Here is a 15,908-nt window from a genome sequence, read left to right as displayed (position 1 = left end):
CTTTTGGCAAAGCGCCTAAGATTATTTCGGGAATGACGCTGGATGTTTTTTTGAACATTCCACTGATGTTCTTGTTTAAAGAACATAACGCGTGAAATGATGGTGAATATTGAAGAAAAAAAAGACTTTAAACATGCTTCCCTTGCTTTTGTAAAATCCCACCAACCTACTTTGCTGGTAACGGCCACGGCCACCTACATTCCCGTGGATCAATTTAAACTTATTTTCAGTGAGATTGCCGATTGGGTTAATCGCCACAAAATACAGAAACTCATTTTCGACAAGCGGCAGCTCACCGTTTTTCATCAACCTTCCATGGAATGGTATTTTGTGGAATGGAAAGAGAAGATGTTTGAGTTTGGCCTGAACCGGCATGTCAAGATTTTGCCTGCCGACGAGGTGTTTCGCCAAAGTGTGAAAATTGGCCGCAACAAAATTAATGTTGCCTTTCCCGACGGCAAGTTTCACAAGATGGACATTTTGTATGCAGAGTCGCTGGAGGAAGCTATCGAGCTCTGAGAGAAAAACCTTTTTTGACTACTAAACTTTCTTTAATTCTATTCACTATGCTGGCACATCTGGCTTACGTAAGCGTAAGAAAAAGTAACTGTACCGAGGCTGAAATCGAAAAAATTCTCGCGTCGTGTAAAATCAACAATGGGCCGCTCGACATCACGGGTGTGCTGCTTTATTCGGACCATAAATTCATCCAGTATGTGGAGGGCGAGTCAACGTCGTTGATGACGCTTTATGACAAGATCAAGAAGGATGAGCGGCACGAAAAAGCGGTGATGATTTCCTATAGTCCCATTGCGGCGAGAATATTTCCGAGTTGGCAAATGGGAAGCCGTAAATTTTCCTCGGACGACATCAGTTTTGTGACCGACATAACTTCGGGCGACAAGGATGTGTTTACGAAAATCATGAGCGGCAAGGAAACCGAGGGGGCAAAGGTGCAGGAGTTGCTGGTGAAGTTTTTCAAAAAGTGAGGGACAATCTCGTGCAGGAATCGGCAATTCAGGCGAAAATTGAAAAGCTCATCCGGAAGCTGGAGGACGAAGTGCGCAGGCTGTCGTCGTTTCACCAGGCGGAGCTTAGCCGAAGCCGAAATGTGACCACGGGAAACGCGCAATACCAGCACGAACAATTTGAGGCACGCCTCTCGTTGATCAATGCTCAATACCAGTCAAAGATTTTGAACCTGGAAAGCGAGATCGACTATCTGAAAGAGTTGAACTACGCCCAACGGTTGATGATGGAGGATATTCTGGGCTACATAAAAGACCTCGAAGAAAAACTCAACGCGACTTCGGCTACAGCGCCGGAACCGGGTGCAGCGGGAGCATGAGTGTGAAACGGGTGAAGGATGGTTCGGGGTGAACAGAGAGCGTGCCTTTCAACCTGTGGGCTGCTTTCTTGCCGATGTATAACCCCAGCCCGTTGCCGATTGCCCGCTCGGAGCCCCGATAGAACATGTCGAATATGTGTGGCTGAACTGTGTGGTGAACTCCCTCACCATCGTCGATCACATCGGCGATCCAATGCCCGTGCTCGTGTCTGGTTCTGATCACAAGTTTTCCTTTTTTGGCGGGATCGCGGAAAATGAAGGCGTTTGAGATAAGACATTGGAAGAGTATGGTGATGAGGGCCGGGTCGGTGTGCAGCCTCAGGGCGTGAAGCTCTACATGCACTTCTACCTGGTTCCAACTGGGCAGATGGCGGTATTCGCCAATGACTTGCCAGATGAGTTTGTTGAGATCGATTGTTCCGAACAGCGGCTCTTCCAGGATGGATTTGGAGAGCGAGGCGAGCGAGCGCAAGAGGTTATCCATCTGGGTGGCCTTGTCGTCGATGTGCTTTCCGTAGTTTCTGATCACGTCGGTTTGTGGTTCCAGCTGCAGCAAAGCTAGGATGCCTTTGATGGACGAAAGCGGGCTGCGCAAATCGTGCGATGTGCGATAGAGAATCTGGTCCAGTTCGTGGTTTCGTTCGCGCAGTTGCGTGAGGGTGTCTTCCAGCGACCTGTTCTTGGACATCAACTCTTCGATGGCGGCGGTGAGTTCTTCTTTCTGGGAAGACAATTCTTCGGCCTGATCTTCCAGTTCCTGTTCGCGGTCTTTCAATTTCAGGGTTTCTTCCTTCAACTGTGCGACGAGCAAATCGAAATCGTTTTTTCGCGCAGCGGCGTCCGGGATCATGTTAAAATCTTTTGAGTCCATGGGGTTGCCCGTTTAGTGTTGATGGTGGCTGGCTTCGGCGGGTTTGCAAAGGTCGGCTAAGCAGAATCCCTATTTTTATTTCAGACAACCTTTTCCCAAAGTTTTTCATGATTGAGTTTGAACGAACCAACGTGCTCCATGCGCCAACTGTCTGGTGGAATGAGGGAGAGGAATTTTTCATCCTTGTTGGTGTCAAAATAGAGATGGTAGGTTTGTCCAACAAGGGGTTCAAAATTCAGCTTGCACTGATATAGCATCTGGTTTACTTCATATTCGTTGATGAGTTGTTTGTAGGTGTTTTTGAGGTTTTCAATTTTATTCTGAAAGGTGTGGTTAAAGCTGCTGATGCTGGAATTTTTCCAGGTAGACACGCCCGTGGCTTCTATTCGGGGTGCTCCAATGTTTGTTCCGTAGGGGAGAAGGTTAGCGTTGTAGCGCTGTGTGTCTTTGTCGAAGACAACGTTGTCGGCCCGTTCTTTTGTTTTGAAGTCGGGCATTTCCGTGACCTTGGCGGCCGGTAGTTTTATGAATTTTGAGACAGACGAATACTGATTCAATCCGGTTACGCACACGTCGTTGGCGCGTTCCAGATCCAGCTGGCCATCGGGTTCTGCCAGGTCGTCGTCGATCAGAATGTGCACAATCTCACCGATCATGAAATGCGTTCCATTTTCTCTGACGGTGATGTCTTCTTTGAGCCTCAGACCAAGTTTGATTTTGCTTTCGGCGACAAAGGGTGCCGCGAATTGGCCGACGCGCTCTTCGGTTAAATGACAGGTGGTGAATTCGGATTCTGTATCCGCAAATTTGGCTGATGTGTAGTGCGCTTGTTTGAGAAAGGATTTGTGCACATGATTGATGGTGAAGCATTCCATGGCCAGGATGTTGCGGTAGGTGTGCCGCTCCACCGTGAGGGGTCTCATAACAAAGCCGATGAGCGGAGGTGAGGCGCCCAGGTGAACGACGGAATTAAAGATGGCCAGGTTTGTTTGGCCCTGTGCATTTTGTGTTCCGATCAAATGCACGCTCTTGTAGCCGGAAATGGAGTTGATGAATCTGATCCTGTACTTGTCTTCCCAATGAAGGATGTCGTTCGAATTGATGGTCATGGTGTGCTGCGCTTGCGACGGGACTATTTTCTTTGCTTCGGAAGAAACACGCCCGTGGTCATATTGTTGGGGTGAAGGTGCGAATAATTCTTTTCTTCGTGATATTTGGTGGCTGCACAATGGAAGCAGGCGGGAAATACCGGAACATGTTTCTGGGAAAGGATACTCCGGTCTTGGGTGAGGCGTGTTTACGTATCCTTTTTATCAATAAAATCAATAAATTACCATGATTTAAGCCTGTCACCGTGATTCTTCGCAGCGTCCTTTTTTCTGTGTTCCTGCTTCTTGCATTGCCCCTGGCGGGCCAGAACACCGAGTTGATTCAGGGTCTCAAAAGAGATGTTGCCCGTGCCCCAAACGACGATCAGCGCTATGAAGCCTTAAACAAACTTTCGTGGGAATTGCGGACGGCCTTTCCGGACAGCGGTATTTTTTATGCCCAGAAGGCTTTGGCACTGGGCCGCGCGCTGGGGCGGAAAGACATTGCCAAGCCTCTGAATTTTATCGGCGTTGCCAACACACACAAAGGCGACAATCTGGCCGCGTATGATTTCTACAAACAGGCGCTCGGTGTTGCGGCAGAAAACAAAGACCTGCTGCAGGCGGGGCATGCACACAACAACATTGGCCGGCTTTTTATGGAGCAGGGCTTGCTGGACAAAGCCTACGAACACCTGGTGCTTGGGAAAAAGATGTTCGACGAGCTGAACGACCCTACGGGCATAGCCTATTCGTTGCAGGGTTTGGGTGGTTATTACCGGATCACCCGCCAGTGGAAGCAGTCGGAAGAAAACTATCTGGCTGCGCTGAAGATCCGGATTGGGTTGGGCAATAAAAAGGAAATTATCTCGGCCCAGCTTCAACTGGGCAAACTCTATTTGTCGGATAACAAAGTTGACCTGGCACTGCGGTATTTTGAAAGCGCCGATTCCATTGCACAGACCATGCACGATTTGATTTCGACATCCGAAATCAAGGTGGGCATTGGGGAGTGTTTGTTTGGCCAGGGCAATCTTGTAGAGGCAGAGAAAAAAGTGAGCGAAGGGCTGGCGAATATTCTGCGCTCCAACAACATCCGGTTGTTGCCCGAAGCCTATTTGATTATGGGGCAGATCCTGCACAAGAAAGGCAACATTCCGGAGGCCAAGGAATATTTCACCAAAACGCTGGAAGTCTCCACCTCGCGCCAGGACCTGAATGTTCGGATGGAGGCCTATTTCTTTTTGTGGCAGACCGACAAGCTGCAACTGAATTCGCATGCGGTTTTCGACAACTACGAAAACTATGTGGCCCTGAAAGACTCCATTAAAAGACTGGAGGCCGAGCACCGCGAATCGCAGTTTCGGTTTCAACTGGCCATTGAGCGAAAGGATAGTGAAAACCTTTTGTTGAAAGTCAGGAGCGAACGCAAAACGGCCGTCATTTTTGTGTTGGTGGTGTTGGTGATTTCGGCCATCATTATTGTGTATCAGCTCATCCGCAACAAACGACAGATGATGAAACGAAACCGGACGCTGGAAAGCCATATGACCACGCTGGTGGACTTCTCGAAAAACAGGAGCCTGGCGGTGGGCAACCTGGCCCATGCCGCCCGCGACATTGTTTCCATCACAGCAAAAAAACTTCAAACCAGCCAGGTGAGCATCTGGATCTATCACGAGAACGAAGGTTGCATCAAAACACTGGCCTGTTATAACCTGGCATCAGATCAATACCTGGACGCGGCAAGCCTGGCGTTTTGTGATGCACCACATTATTTTGAAGCCATTAAGAAAGAAAGAATCATAGCGGCGGTGGACGCACGAACCGATCCGGCCACTCGCGAATTTACAGACACCTATTTTATCCCCAACAATATCTATTCTCTCCTGGATGCCACGTTTTTTCTGGACGGCCACCTGAAGGGCCTGCTGTGTTGTGAACATCAGCACAAAATAAAAACATGGTCGGCCGAAGATAAGCTGTTTGTGAGCTCGGTGGCCGACATCATCACGCTGGCGTTCCGCAGTTCGCAGCGACTGGAATACGAAAAACACATCAAGGACCAGAGCCGCAAGATCGCGCACATGAACGAAGTTTTGGAAGACCGCGTGAAACATCGCACCGAAGAGCTCGAAGCCCAGAACAAAAGACTTAGCGAATATGCCTTCATCAACTCGCACCTGTTGCGCGGACCCCTTTCCAGAATATTGGGATTGATCAACCTGCTGGACCACGACAAAGATCTGAAGGAATCTGACCTCATTGTTCCCCTGCGAAAATCGGGTGAAGAGCTCGATCAGATTGTAAGGAAAATCACAGAAGCCCTAAACGACGGCAAGCACCTCACGGTGGAGCGACTTCGGGATGAAGAGGTAGGGTAGGCCCAACGTTGGGTTGGCTACGGCTTGCTTTCCATTTCGCTCAGCGCTTTCAGAATCTGGCTGTCCCGGGCAGTTTCTACCGGGGCGTTGTAATATTTCCAGAACGCTTCGTTATACGGTTTCGCCTGCCCTTCCACACTCCGGTTCATATTCATGGTGGCATCGGGTGCATGCGTTTGGTGGGGGAGCACGTTGTTCACAAAAAGCTCTTTCATGAACGATTGTTTGAGAATGATGGCGTTGGTGGTTTTGTTAAAGAGGTTGTAGGTGTCTTCTTCGCGTTGGTATTTCAGATACATCTTGCCTTCAAATTCCCTGAACTCGAAGAGCATGGTGAACGATGTTTCCTGCTGGCCATAGGGATCGGGCAGGTTCAGGTAGCGACGATAGAATTCGCCGTTCACCATGCGCTCGCGCAGTTCGATGCGCAGAATGGCAAACGTCTCGGTGTCGATGTGCAGCACGGCGGTTTCGGAAGCGCTCTTGCGGCCGGAGATTTTGAAGACAACGCTGCGGTCGTAGCGCATCACACTGTCGATGGCAAACTTCCAGCCTTTTGCATCGAGGGGGCCGAAGCGGTGTTTCACATAGTTGTCTTCCATGAGGTCGAATGGAGTTCTGCCGGTCGTAGGTGCCGTTGATGGGATGACGCCGGTTGAAACTTTTTCGCACCTCCAACACTTCCACCGTTTCGTAGCCAGGATTGTAGTCCTTATAGTGGAACTTGACGGCCGCTTCGAGCAACTCCACAGGCTGTCCGTTTTCCATTTGCAAATCGCGGAAAAAACCTTCGATGGCAAACGGTTCCATGGGATAGTTTTGCGGAATGCGACTGACGGCTCTCTTCACAATCTCCTTGGCCGAAAGCTCTTTGTCGGTTGCGTGCACCACAATCTCGGCAAGCTGAATGCTGCTGGGCTTCATTTTGAGCACAGCCTCTTTGTCAAGCAGCGACCCGATGGCCACGGCCAAACGCCCATAGCCAATGGCCGACAACACGAGCGAATCTGTTTTTAAGTTAGGTGAAAGGTAGAGCAGAAACCGGCCGTCTTCGTTCGACATGGTGCCCTGGGGCTGCCCCTTCACAAACACAGATGCATAGGCAATGGGCTCGCCACTTTGGCTGTCGCTGACAACGCCTTTGAGATTGATGTATTTTTCCTGCCCGTGGGCCGCGAGGGCGAAGAAACAGAATGCAAATAGAGAGTGCTTCATCGGTGAGGTTTTGGAGTAGACGTGGTGCGTGAGATTTTGTTACAAAGTTAGCATCGGCATTGTAGTGCCCAAGGTCTTAAGCCATTGGCAGTTCGTCAAGTAAATTGCGCAGATAATCATAGATCCGGCACGCAGCCTGTTTTTTGTCGTTCCTTTCAGTAGAAATTTGAAACAAACCCTTTGAACAACATGAAAAACAAATCACGCTTGTCGCGGGCAGATGCCTTGTTGGGCCTCGCCCTCTGTTTCGTCCTGTTTTCATTTGTGGTCACACCGGGTGCACATAGTGTGCAGGTCTTTCTGGATAGTAAGCTGGTGATGGACCGGTATGTGAATGAAAAAACGGATGCCCCCAAGTTGACGCTGGATGCCGCTGAAAACCACAGTCAACTGATTGTGAAATACAGTGAATGCGGAAGAACAGTGACCGGCCGGAAAATCACGATCAAAGACAGCGACAACAAGGTGTTGAAGGAATGGACGTTTTCCGGATCGGCCACAGGATTTAAGGAACCCATGACGTGCCCGGTGAAAGATATTCTGGCGCTGAAAAAGAAGGGCACCACGCTGAAGCTTTTTTATGCATCGAACGATTTTCCGGGGGGACAGCAAATTGCGTATCTGCTTCTGGGTGGCAACGCGACCACGGCGTCTAACTAGCCCAAAGTTTCATCAGCCTGCGCGTTCGCGGGCTGATGTCTACACGATTCTTGACTCTGAATACAGATCGTAGGCCGCCACCAGCGATTCGCGGCCGATCGATGTTTTGTAGATTTCGTATTCGCCAATCTCTTCGCGCCGCTCCGCATAAACCGGTCGATAGGCCGCTTCGTATTCATCCCAAACGATCAGCAAATAGGTGTATCGTATCTTGCTCTGTCGGCCATTGTCCAACCAAAGATTAAAAACTTCTTCGTCAAGCGATTTGGGGAAATCCGGTCCGTTAAACATGCAAGGGCTTAATTGTGTCCGGAAATTTAGGTAAAGTCCACCCATTGGCAAAACGGAATGACCACCGGGTAAATGTGGCTTCTTTTTTGAAACGGCCATGTTTTTGGTTGACTCAGATTCTCTTAGTATACTTAGTACAAGTCAACAGCTTCGCGGTCGGCTCTGACCTTAGATACTTGTAGACTTGGAGTAGCGCGAAAGAACATGACCATCCGAAAAGCAACCCAACACGACTCACCGTTTCTTGCCACTTTTATTCTGATGGCCATGGGCGATATTGTTTACCGGTTCATTGGCGGCGAAGATCAGGAACAGGCGCAAAAGTTTATGGAGCACTTCACGTCCGGCACAAACAATCAATATTCATACGAAAACTGTTGGGTGGCAGAAACTGATGGTGAAATTATTGCTGCCGCCTGTGTTTATGATGGCGCCAGGTTGCAAGTGCTCAGAGAACCTGTGATTCGTTTTTTGAAAGACCATTTCGGAAACGAGGTGACGATGGAAGACGAAACCGAACCGGGCGAATATTACATTGACAGCCTGGGCGTGCGGGCCGATCAGCAAGGCCGCGGCACCGGCACCCGAATGCTTCAGTTTCTGATTGAAGAATTTGTTTCGGGCAAACATGAAACCCTGGGATTGCTGGTAGACGAAGACAACCCCGGTGCAGAACGTTTGTATCTGAAACTTGGGTTTGTGGATATAGGTCGCAAAATATTTGGCGGCAAGCAAATGAAGCATTTGCAGATCAAGCCATAGTTCTGAGAAGACACTACGGGCAAGCATACTCATACGTTTGCCGATAGGTGTATTCGCCCGCATCGTTGTTGTGTGTGATGGTGCGCAAAACGGGGAAGCCGTGGTTATTGTATTCGTATTGCAAGGAGACTTTCATGGTCTGCACGTCGTTCACAATCAGACGGTAGCTGGTCGGGTTGTTTTTGCTGAGCGCGGTGATGATGGGCTCCGGTCTGGAACTGTCCCAATTGCTCATCAGGAACTTGTAGGCTTTGACGCCGGCATAGGGTGTTTGGTTGGTGTCGTGCCCATCCACCATAATGACGGTGGTGATGTTGCGCGCGCCCGTGGTGAGTTGATAGACCATTTTGATGACATTGTCCTGGTCATTATAGGAGATGAGCAGTTCCCATTGGTCGTCGCCGTGAATGTTTTCTGTTTCCTGGCCCACGCGCACCAGCCTGCCTTTGTAGTCGTAGTGGAAAAAATAGGTGCGCCAGTTGGTCTGCGTCACGCCGTCCATGGTCACGGAGATGAGGGCCACGTCGGGAAGTGTTGTGAGCAGGCCCACACCATAGTTTGTGGTGAAGGTGATGGGATGGAGTTTGTTTACTTCGGCGGTGGCGATCTTGTCGTAGAACACATCGAGCACGTGTGTTGCCAGGTAGGGATTGTGGGTTTCGATCTGCGTCGGGTTTCCGTCAGCGTCATAGCGATAGAGCAGGAAATTGCCATCGTTGGTCATTTCCTTTTCAATGCGACAGGCTGCTGCTACGCTCGCGGGTTGAGGTTGGTCGTCTTTCTGACAGGCAAACAACGTGGCATATAGAAAGATCAGGGTCACATGGCGTTGCATCATGATGGGTATGATTTTTTGATTGTGGAGAAAGATGTTGGCGGATGGCGCTTACAGCCAGCGTCTGACTTTGTTTTTGTAGTGTTCGAACGCTGCACCGAATTCGCGTTGCAGATATCGTTCTTCTTTCCGGATCACATAGGCCTGCACCACCAGCACGAGCGGCGCGATGAGGAGGAATGTCCAGGTGTTGCCTTTAAAAAATGCGACGGCCGCATACATCACCAACAGCCCCAGATACATCGGGTTTCGGGTGAGCGCATAGATGCCCGTGGTTTGAAGCGACTTCGCGGGCTTCACGGTGATTAACGTGTTTCGTGAAACAGCAAAACGCCACAGGGCTGGAAGCAGCAACAACAGGGCCGATGCCAGCACCGCCCACCGGGCAGCATGTGCGGCATTGGTGGTGAGCCAGGCCGAAGGAAGCGGGGCCAGCCGTTGCAGGCCAAGCGACAAAAAAAACGTGGCCACGTAGAACATAGGCGGCGGAACATACACGCCGGCGTGGTCGCGTCGCGCGAGATTCAAGGTGTTGTTTTCCATAGTGGCGTGATTTATGGAAACAAAACTAGCGTATCGGCGGGGGAGTGACTTAGTATAAAATCGACATTCGCTATCCGGTTGGAAATTCGCTGTGGCCACTGGTGGGCTGGGCATAGAACCGGCTGGGAGGAAACTCGGCAAACTCTTTGAACTCGCGCAACAGGTGCGACGAATCGGTGTAGCGACACTCCGCTGCGATTTGAGACCAGCTTTTTTCCGGCGATGCATTCTTCACACGCATGGCATGTTCGAAGCGAACAATGCGGATAAAAAGTTTTGGCGTGATTCCCGTCCGCGTCATGAAATTGCGTTCGAACTGGCGCAGGCTCAGACACGCCATGGTGGCCCATTCGGCTTGTGCGTGATTGTGCGAGTGGTCAAGCATCTTTATGGCCACCAGGTCGATTGGCTCTTCCGGACGGCAGCGCACATCAAACTTTGCTTCAATGAAGGTGCTGATGATGTCTACCATGTGGTCGTGCGAATCGGCCTTGCGCAGTTGCTGCAGAATGTCGTTGAGTGCATCGCCCCAAAAACGTGTGGCATCCAGTCCGTTGTTCACCGTCTCGGTCATGTTGAGTCCGAGCAGGCGATAGGTGCCGGTAGGGTGGAAGATCACTTTCACCATGAGGTGGTCTTTGCCGAACATGAGCCCCACGGGTTTGTTCTTGGGCCCGGTGACCACCACAGGAGGAACAGGTATTTCCACATTTTGGGCCGGAACAATCCGGATGGGATCGTTTATGTAGAAATAGAGGCACTGCTCTGTGTTGGCAAGACAGGTGATGAACGGATCGGGCAGGTTTTCTCCGGAATGCCAGTTGACCTGGTATATCTCGAACGCGCGGATCAATCCGGAGAGCGCGGGTGAAGGCATGAACTGTTTATAGAAAGGCATGGTGGTGTAGCGTTTTTTGGTGAGGCCTGATTAAAACACAGCCTCTCTAAAGATAGTAAAGTTATTGGCGCCTGACGTCGGATTACCCGCTCGTGTTTCATGGACTTTGCCTGACGGTGTGCAGATTTTCTAACGGCCGATGACGCCGAGGGGTGTTCAAAAAAATGTTGTCTGATTTGCCTGTTGAAATGATATATTTACTTGTGCGTGTGGGCTGCAACCTATAGCGCAAAAGGAGTTTCCTTCAAACAAAAAGATGGTTTTTCTCGATGCAAGTTGTCGCAAACTCAACACGGTTTGCTGCAAACATGACACATAAAACCATATCGGGCACGCATAAAGGCCTGAACTGTGTTCGGAAACAGTAAACTCTATGCCTTTTGCTTCATCATGTATACAAGAAAGAGCAAACAGTATACACAAAATGGCCATCACCACGATGAAAGCAGCAAACATCGTGATGGAAATCGTTCAAGTCGTAATAGGCGGAGCAAAGTATTTACACAAAACGGCCATCATCACACCGGACGGAGCAAAGGATATGGAGAAGACAGCAAACAGTATGCATAAAATAGCCATCACCGCGATGAAAGCAGCAAACATCGTGATGGAAATCGTTCGAGTCGTAATAGACGGAGCAAAGTATTTACACAAAACGGCCATCATCACACCGGACGGAGCAAAGGATATGGAGAAGACAGCAAACAGTATTACATAAAAACCATCATCGGAACGAAAGCGGCAACGTTGTAGCGAAAACCTTGTATGTGTGAAAGACGGAGCAAAGAATATACACAAACGGCTTCCGGTGAAATGAAATTCAAAAACGGTTCAATGATCTTTAATCAAACTATGAAAACATCGCTATTCAGTTGCATACTTCTTCTGCTACTATGCGGCTGCAAAAACACCACGCACACGCAGCCTCCCGCCGACACAAATATCAAAATTAGTCTCGCCAATAAATTCGTGGATGCTTTCTATTCATTCAACAGAGACACACTCCAGTCCATGCTGTCGCTGGCGCCGGAATCGCAGCCCAACATTTTGTATTACCAAAAGTGGGCTGAGTGTGCGCACTACAAAATTGTGAAGCGGGGTGACTTTGTTGAAAAAAATGATTCGCTTGTGTTGTTGCCCATCACGGTGAAAGACGACCTGATGGGTGCGCTCCAGATCGATTTCAACGTGACCGACACCTTTCACCTGGCCATTCGCGACGGACAGATTCTTTCTGTGCAAACGTCGTCTAACGACCTTGCTGAGTATTATGCAGCAAAGGAGTGGGTGAAAAAGAACCGGCCCGAATATGTTGAAAAAGCGTGTGAAGGCATTTGGGAGGGAGGGCCCACACCCTGCGAATGTGTGCAGGGAATGGTGAAAGGATTTGGCGAGTTTACGGCGTCGAAGAAATGACTGAAATTCGGGTTGATCAACTCACGTCGGTAATGACAACGAGCCACAGCGTTGTGTTGGGAATTTTTCTTACGGCCAGTTTCCGGAGCGCTCAAGCCACTGATGGAAAAGAAAATCAATTTGTTCGGGATTGTATTAGATTTGTCTATAGATTTGATATAGATTAAAAACATTCACACGTGTTCGATGCTCCCACCATCATGCGGAACACGTGAATCACAATTTTCGATGAACACATTTCAACGCATGCTTTGCCTGGGCACGATGGCTGTCCTTGCCTTTTTGCACACTTCCGTTTCTGCTCAAAACAAAACGGCAGCGCGCAACCGGCCCAACATCATCTTTATTATGACAGACGATCAGGGCTATGGCGACTTTGGCTTTACCGGAAACCCGTATGTGAAAACGCCCAACATCGACAAGCTGGCGGCGAAGTCGACCCGGCTCACCAACTTTCACCAGTCGCCCGTGTGTGCACCCACGCGTGCCAGCCTCCTGACGGGGCGCTACCACCAGCGAACCGGCGTGCACGACACCTACAACAACGGAGCCATTATGGCTACCGACGAAACTACGCTGGCCGAGCTCTTGGCAGCAGCGGGCTACAAGACGGCCATTGCAGGCAAGTGGCACCTCGGTGAAAACTACGGGCATCGGCCGTCGGAGCAAGGATTTCTGTACAGTCTCATTCACCACGGTGGCGGCATTGGTCAGCCGGGCGATCCCATCGAGAATTTTGTGCGGACAGACAGCAGCTACTTCGATCCGGTGTTGTATGAAAACAACAAGCCCGTGAAAACGAAAGGCTATTGCACAGACATCTTCACCGATGCGGGCATAAAATTTATATGCGAGAACAAGTCCGGTCCTTTTTTTCTATACCTGTCCTACAATGCACCCCACACGCCGTTGCAGGTGCCGCAGCGCTATGACGATCTGTATAAAGACATTACGTTCCAAAGCGCGCTCGACACACAGGCAGACAAACCCTGGTCGAAGATGACGGCGAAAGACAAAGCAGATGCACGCCATGCCTATGCCCTGATCACAAACATCGACGACAACGTGGGACGTGTGCTGGCGGCTGTGAAGAGTCAGGGGTTGGAGAGCAACACCATCATCATTTTCACAACCGACAACGGCAATCAACAACTCCGCTTCAACACGGGCTTCAAAGGACTTAAGGCTTCGGTGTACGAAGGCGGAACACGGGTTGTTCACCTTGTGTCGGGCAAGGGCATTGTTCCTGAAAATAAAGAAAGCAACGCCTTGCTGGCACACGTGGATGTGTTGCCCACCCTGCTGGAAGCAACGGGAACGACGTTGCCTGCCGGTTTGACATTGGATGGACAGTCGGCATGGCCAATCCTTCTCGGAAAGAAACAAACCGCGGGGCGCGCGTTCTACAACGCCTGGAACAGAGGCTGGCCGGAGCCCTATCAAAGTGCTGCCTTCTATCGCGGCGACTACAAACTGGTGGCAAACAACGCCGATGGCAACGACCTCAACACGTTTGAACTCTACGATTTGAAAACAGATCCTTACGAACAAAACAATTTGGTGACAGCGCGAAAGGAACTGGCCACCGCGTTGAAGAAAAGTCTGGACAGTGTGTTTGCCGATATTTCTCCAAACCCCAACCTGAACCCCCAACGCATTCAGATTGGTACGATACATGAAAACCCGGTCACGCTCACCCGTCAGGACTGGGCAGGTCTTGGGGCAAGAAACTGGAATGGCGAAGGAGGAAGTGGCGTTTGGACGGTGTCTGTGAAAGAAGACGGCTATTATGATTTTAAACTTATCAATACAAAATCGATTCAGAAGGGCGTGCGTGCCGTGGTGCGCCTGGGACAGATACAGCGAAGCACGGTGGTGAGGCAATCGGAAGCTACGGTTAGCCTTTCGGGAATTTATCTGAAGAAGGGCGACTATGATATCGAGTCCTGGTTTGAACAGGATAGCAAGGTGACCGCGCCCTATTATCTCGAAGTTTTTAAACAACCTTAACCGTGTGAAGATGCGAAGTGATCGTGTGAAAATAATTGGCTATGTTGGGCTGCTGGCGTTTGACATTGTGTATCCGAAAAAATAAAAATTGAACAACGGGCCTGCGGGCCAAGATTACAAACCTGAAACGATGAAAAATTTTCAACACGACCGGCGCAGCTTTCTGCGCACAATGTCTTTTGCTGCGGGGGCGCTTGCTATTCCGTCGGCGCTGCATGCCCTGGCTGCGCGGAGCCGGAAGCTGAACGTGATCATACTGCTGACCGACGACCAACGCTTCGACACCATTGCCGCATTGTGGAAGACACAGGCCATCACACCCAACATGGACGCGCTGGCAAAAAACGGAACGGCATTCACACAGGCCCACACCATGGGCGGACTTTCCGGAGCGCTTTGCCAGCCCAGCCGCGCCATGCTGCTGACGGGCCGCACGTTGTTCAACATTGACCGGCAGGCCAAAGACAACCAGGAATATTCGTTTGATATTTATAACAACTACATCACGTTGCCCGAGTACCTGAAAAAGCAAGGCTACAACACCGTGGGCATCGGAAAGCAGCACAACGGAACAGAGGTATATGCCAGGGCATTTTCTGACGGCGCCAAAGTGTTTTTCGGCGGCATGAGCGATCAGTATAAAATTCCGCATCAGGATTTTGCGGCGGATGGTAAATACCCGAAAGAGCGAACGTATTTCTCTGAGGGAAAACATTCGTCCGAAATCTATGCCGATGAAACCATTCGTTTCATTGAGAAATATAAAACATCACCTTTCTTTATCTACACCGCATTTCAATCACCACACGATCCGCGCGAGTTTCCCGAATCGTATAAAGCGCTCTATGATGTTGACAAGATTCAGCTTCCTCCAAACTACCTGCCCCAACATCCGTTCGACAATGGCGAACTGAACGTGCGCGACGAGTTGCTGGCGCCTTTTCCCAGAACGGAAGAAGACACCCGCAAGCAATTGCGCGACTACTACGCCATCATCTCGCACCTCGATGCACAGGTGGGAAGAATTGTGAAGTCCGTGAAAGACAACGGTCTTGAAAACGACACCATTGTTGTGCTGGCTGGCGACAACGGCCTGGCCGTGGGCCAACACGGGTTGTTTGGAAAACAAAGTGTGTATGAACACAGCCTGCGTGTGCCACTGATTATTGCCGGGCCCGACATTCCAAAAAATCAGCGCGTGGATTCGCTCTGCTACCTCACCGACATCTATGCAACACTGGCCGAAAGACTTGAGGTGGCGGTGCCTACGTCGGTGCAAAGTGAGAGCCTCAACCCCGCCATCAAAAATCCCAAGGCGGTGATCAGGCCTTCGTTATACCTGGTCTACAAACACTATCAGCGAGGCGTGAAGAAAAATGGATTCAAACTGATTGAATATAACGTGAAGGGCGAACGGCACACGCAGTTGTTTGATCTGACTAAAGATCCCTATGAGATAACCAATCTGGCCACCGACAAAACGTATGCGGCAAAGTTGGGAGAACTCAGGGAAGAGCTAAAAGCATTGCGGGTTAAACACAAGGACAACTTTAGTCCGTTCTGGGATGGGTATGAAGGGTAGGGAAG

Annotated in this window: 17 protein-coding genes and 1 pseudogene; 10 read left to right on the top strand and 8 right to left on the bottom strand. The window is 50.1% G+C overall.

All coding sequences use genetic code 11. The features are described from left to right. The first annotated feature begins 96 nt into the window (after positions 1-96). The 3 genes from JI741_RS30275 to JI741_RS30265 are packed head-to-tail and all read left to right on the top strand — an operon-like array spanning position 97 to position 1,348. Entirely contained in the window at positions 97-519 is a 423-nt protein-coding gene (locus JI741_RS30275) for a hypothetical protein (protein ID WP_202016061.1), read from the top strand. Between the two features lie 47 nt (positions 520-566). Further along, complete coding sequence (locus JI741_RS30270) at positions 567-989, top strand: BLUF domain-containing protein (protein WP_202016059.1); 423 nt, start codon at positions 567-569, stop codon at positions 987-989. After that, positions 986-1,348, top strand: coding sequence for a hypothetical protein (locus JI741_RS30265; RefSeq protein WP_202016057.1), 363 nt, complete (start codon positions 986-988; stop codon positions 1,346-1,348). Before JI741_RS30270 ends, JI741_RS30265 begins: the two co-directional genes overlap by 4 nt. Here the strand turns inward: JI741_RS30265 and JI741_RS30260 are convergent. Further along, positions 1,314-2,219: a sensor histidine kinase gene (locus tag JI741_RS30260; RefSeq protein ID WP_202016055.1), complete on the bottom strand. Its 906-nt coding sequence runs from the start codon at positions 2,217-2,219 to the stop codon at positions 1,314-1,316. The genes JI741_RS30265 and JI741_RS30260 overlap by 35 nt on opposite strands. 80 nt (positions 2,220-2,299) lie before the next feature. Then, positions 2,300-3,328 (bottom strand): flavin reductase family protein, encoded by a 1,029-nt coding sequence (locus JI741_RS30255; RefSeq protein WP_202016053.1) that lies wholly within the window; start codon positions 3,326-3,328, stop codon positions 2,300-2,302. A 272-nt stretch (positions 3,329-3,600) separates the two neighbouring features. Here JI741_RS30255 and JI741_RS30250 point away from each other — a divergent pair, with 272 nt between their 5' ends. Next, positions 3,601-5,691 carry a GAF domain-containing protein gene (locus JI741_RS30250; RefSeq protein ID WP_202016052.1) on the top strand — a complete coding sequence of 697 codons (2,091 nt, stop codon included), beginning with the start codon at positions 3,601-3,603 and terminating at the stop codon, positions 5,689-5,691. A 17-nt stretch (positions 5,692-5,708) separates the two neighbouring features. On the opposite strand, the gene JI741_RS30245 is transcribed toward JI741_RS30250, so the two are convergent. Both JI741_RS30245 and JI741_RS33180 read right to left on the bottom strand, forming a co-directional pair. Continuing rightward, on the bottom strand, positions 5,709-6,293 hold the full coding sequence (locus JI741_RS30245) for a hypothetical protein (protein WP_236676348.1): 585 nt from the start codon (positions 6,291-6,293) through the stop codon (positions 5,709-5,711). A 295-nt stretch (positions 6,294-6,588) separates the two neighbouring features. Next, positions 6,589-6,906, bottom strand: a pseudogene (locus JI741_RS33180) (carboxypeptidase-like regulatory domain-containing protein); the annotation flags it as partial. A 189-nt stretch (positions 6,907-7,095) separates the two neighbouring features. On the opposite strand from JI741_RS33180, the gene JI741_RS30235 reads away from it, so the two are divergent. Beyond that, on the top strand, positions 7,096-7,566 hold the full coding sequence (locus JI741_RS30235) for a hypothetical protein (RefSeq protein WP_202016049.1): 471 nt from the start codon (positions 7,096-7,098) through the stop codon (positions 7,564-7,566). 39 nt (positions 7,567-7,605) lie between these two features. On the opposite strand, the gene JI741_RS30230 is transcribed toward JI741_RS30235, so the two are convergent. Next, positions 7,606-7,857, bottom strand: a complete 252-nt coding sequence (locus JI741_RS30230) for a hypothetical protein (protein WP_202016048.1) — start codon at positions 7,855-7,857, stop codon at positions 7,606-7,608. A gap of 204 nt (positions 7,858-8,061) precedes the next feature. On the opposite strand from JI741_RS30230, the gene JI741_RS30225 reads away from it, so the two are divergent. Continuing rightward, on the top strand, positions 8,062-8,619 hold the full coding sequence (locus JI741_RS30225) for a GNAT family N-acetyltransferase (protein ID WP_202016046.1): 558 nt from the start codon (positions 8,062-8,064) through the stop codon (positions 8,617-8,619). Between the two features lie 13 nt (positions 8,620-8,632). Here the strand turns inward: JI741_RS30225 and JI741_RS30220 are convergent, their stop codons facing one another. From JI741_RS30220 to JI741_RS30210, 3 genes are all read right to left on the bottom strand, one after another. Then, entirely contained in the window at positions 8,633-9,457 is an 825-nt protein-coding gene (locus tag JI741_RS30220) for a hypothetical protein (RefSeq protein WP_202016044.1), read from the bottom strand. A gap of 48 nt (positions 9,458-9,505) precedes the next feature. Then, complete coding sequence (locus JI741_RS30215) at positions 9,506-9,997, bottom strand: methyltransferase family protein (RefSeq protein WP_202016042.1); 492 nt, start codon at positions 9,995-9,997, stop codon at positions 9,506-9,508. Between the two features lie 70 nt (positions 9,998-10,067). Then, positions 10,068-10,895, bottom strand: coding sequence for a helix-turn-helix domain-containing protein (locus tag JI741_RS30210; protein WP_202016040.1), 828 nt, complete (start codon positions 10,893-10,895; stop codon positions 10,068-10,070). A gap of 424 nt (positions 10,896-11,319) precedes the next feature. On the opposite strand from JI741_RS30210, the gene JI741_RS30205 reads away from it, so the two are divergent. From JI741_RS30205 to JI741_RS30190, 4 genes are all read left to right on the top strand, one after another. Then, positions 11,320-11,613, top strand: coding sequence for a hypothetical protein (locus JI741_RS30205; RefSeq protein ID WP_202016038.1), 294 nt, complete (start codon positions 11,320-11,322; stop codon positions 11,611-11,613). A gap of 134 nt (positions 11,614-11,747) precedes the next feature. After that, the gene (locus JI741_RS30200; protein ID WP_202016037.1) at positions 11,748-12,311 is read left to right on the top strand and encodes a hypothetical protein; all 564 of its coding nucleotides are present in this window, start codon (positions 11,748-11,750) and stop codon (positions 12,309-12,311) included. A gap of 228 nt (positions 12,312-12,539) precedes the next feature. After that, a complete protein-coding gene (locus JI741_RS30195; RefSeq protein ID WP_202016036.1) occupies positions 12,540-14,321 on the top strand; it encodes an arylsulfatase in 1,782 nt (593 codons plus the stop codon). Between the two features lie 130 nt (positions 14,322-14,451). After that, positions 14,452-15,903, top strand: a complete 1,452-nt coding sequence (locus tag JI741_RS30190; protein ID WP_202016035.1) for a sulfatase family protein — start codon at positions 14,452-14,454, stop codon at positions 15,901-15,903. Positions 15,904-15,908 lie beyond the last annotated feature (5 nt).

The organism is Chryseolinea lacunae (assembly GCF_016735595.1).
GTDB lineage: Bacteria > Bacteroidota > Bacteroidia > Cytophagales > Cyclobacteriaceae > Chryseolinea > Chryseolinea lacunae.
The sequence above is the reverse complement of the archived record's forward strand: the minus strand, read 5'-3'. Positions and strand labels throughout refer to the sequence as shown.

Excerpts from the sequence above, each read along its gene's own strand:
- JI741_RS30275 (WP_202016061.1), top strand. The coding sequence starts at position 97 with ATGATGGTGAATATTGAAGAAAAAAAAGACTTTAAACATGCTTCCCTT.
- JI741_RS30270 (WP_202016059.1), top strand. The coding sequence starts at position 567 with ATGCTGGCACATCTGGCTTACGTAAGCGTAAGAAAAAGTAACTGTACC.
- JI741_RS30260 (WP_202016055.1), bottom strand. The coding sequence starts at position 2,219 with ATGGACTCAAAAGATTTTAACATGATCCCGGACGCCGCTGCGCGAAAA.
- JI741_RS30255 (WP_202016053.1), bottom strand. The coding sequence starts at position 3,328 with ATGACCATCAATTCGAACGACATCCTTCATTGGGAAGACAAGTACAGG.
- JI741_RS30245 (WP_236676348.1), bottom strand. The coding sequence starts at position 6,293 with ATGGAAGACAACTATGTGAAACACCGCTTCGGCCCCCTCGATGCAAAA.
- JI741_RS30235 (WP_202016049.1), top strand. The coding sequence starts at position 7,096 with ATGAAAAACAAATCACGCTTGTCGCGGGCAGATGCCTTGTTGGGCCTC.
- JI741_RS30230 (WP_202016048.1), bottom strand. The coding sequence starts at position 7,857 with ATGTTTAACGGACCGGATTTCCCCAAATCGCTTGACGAAGAAGTTTTT.
- JI741_RS30225 (WP_202016046.1), top strand. The coding sequence starts at position 8,062 with ATGACCATCCGAAAAGCAACCCAACACGACTCACCGTTTCTTGCCACT.
- JI741_RS30220 (WP_202016044.1), bottom strand. The coding sequence starts at position 9,457 with ATGATGCAACGCCATGTGACCCTGATCTTTCTATATGCCACGTTGTTT.
- JI741_RS30215 (WP_202016042.1), bottom strand. The coding sequence starts at position 9,997 with ATGGAAAACAACACCTTGAATCTCGCGCGACGCGACCACGCCGGCGTG.
- JI741_RS30210 (WP_202016040.1), bottom strand. The coding sequence starts at position 10,895 with ATGCCTTTCTATAAACAGTTCATGCCTTCACCCGCGCTCTCCGGATTG.
- JI741_RS30205 (WP_202016038.1), top strand. The coding sequence starts at position 11,320 with ATGGCCATCACCACGATGAAAGCAGCAAACATCGTGATGGAAATCGTT.
- JI741_RS30200 (WP_202016037.1), top strand. The coding sequence starts at position 11,748 with ATGAAAACATCGCTATTCAGTTGCATACTTCTTCTGCTACTATGCGGC.
- JI741_RS30195 (WP_202016036.1), top strand. The coding sequence starts at position 12,540 with ATGAACACATTTCAACGCATGCTTTGCCTGGGCACGATGGCTGTCCTT.
- JI741_RS30190 (WP_202016035.1), top strand. The coding sequence starts at position 14,452 with ATGAAAAATTTTCAACACGACCGGCGCAGCTTTCTGCGCACAATGTCT.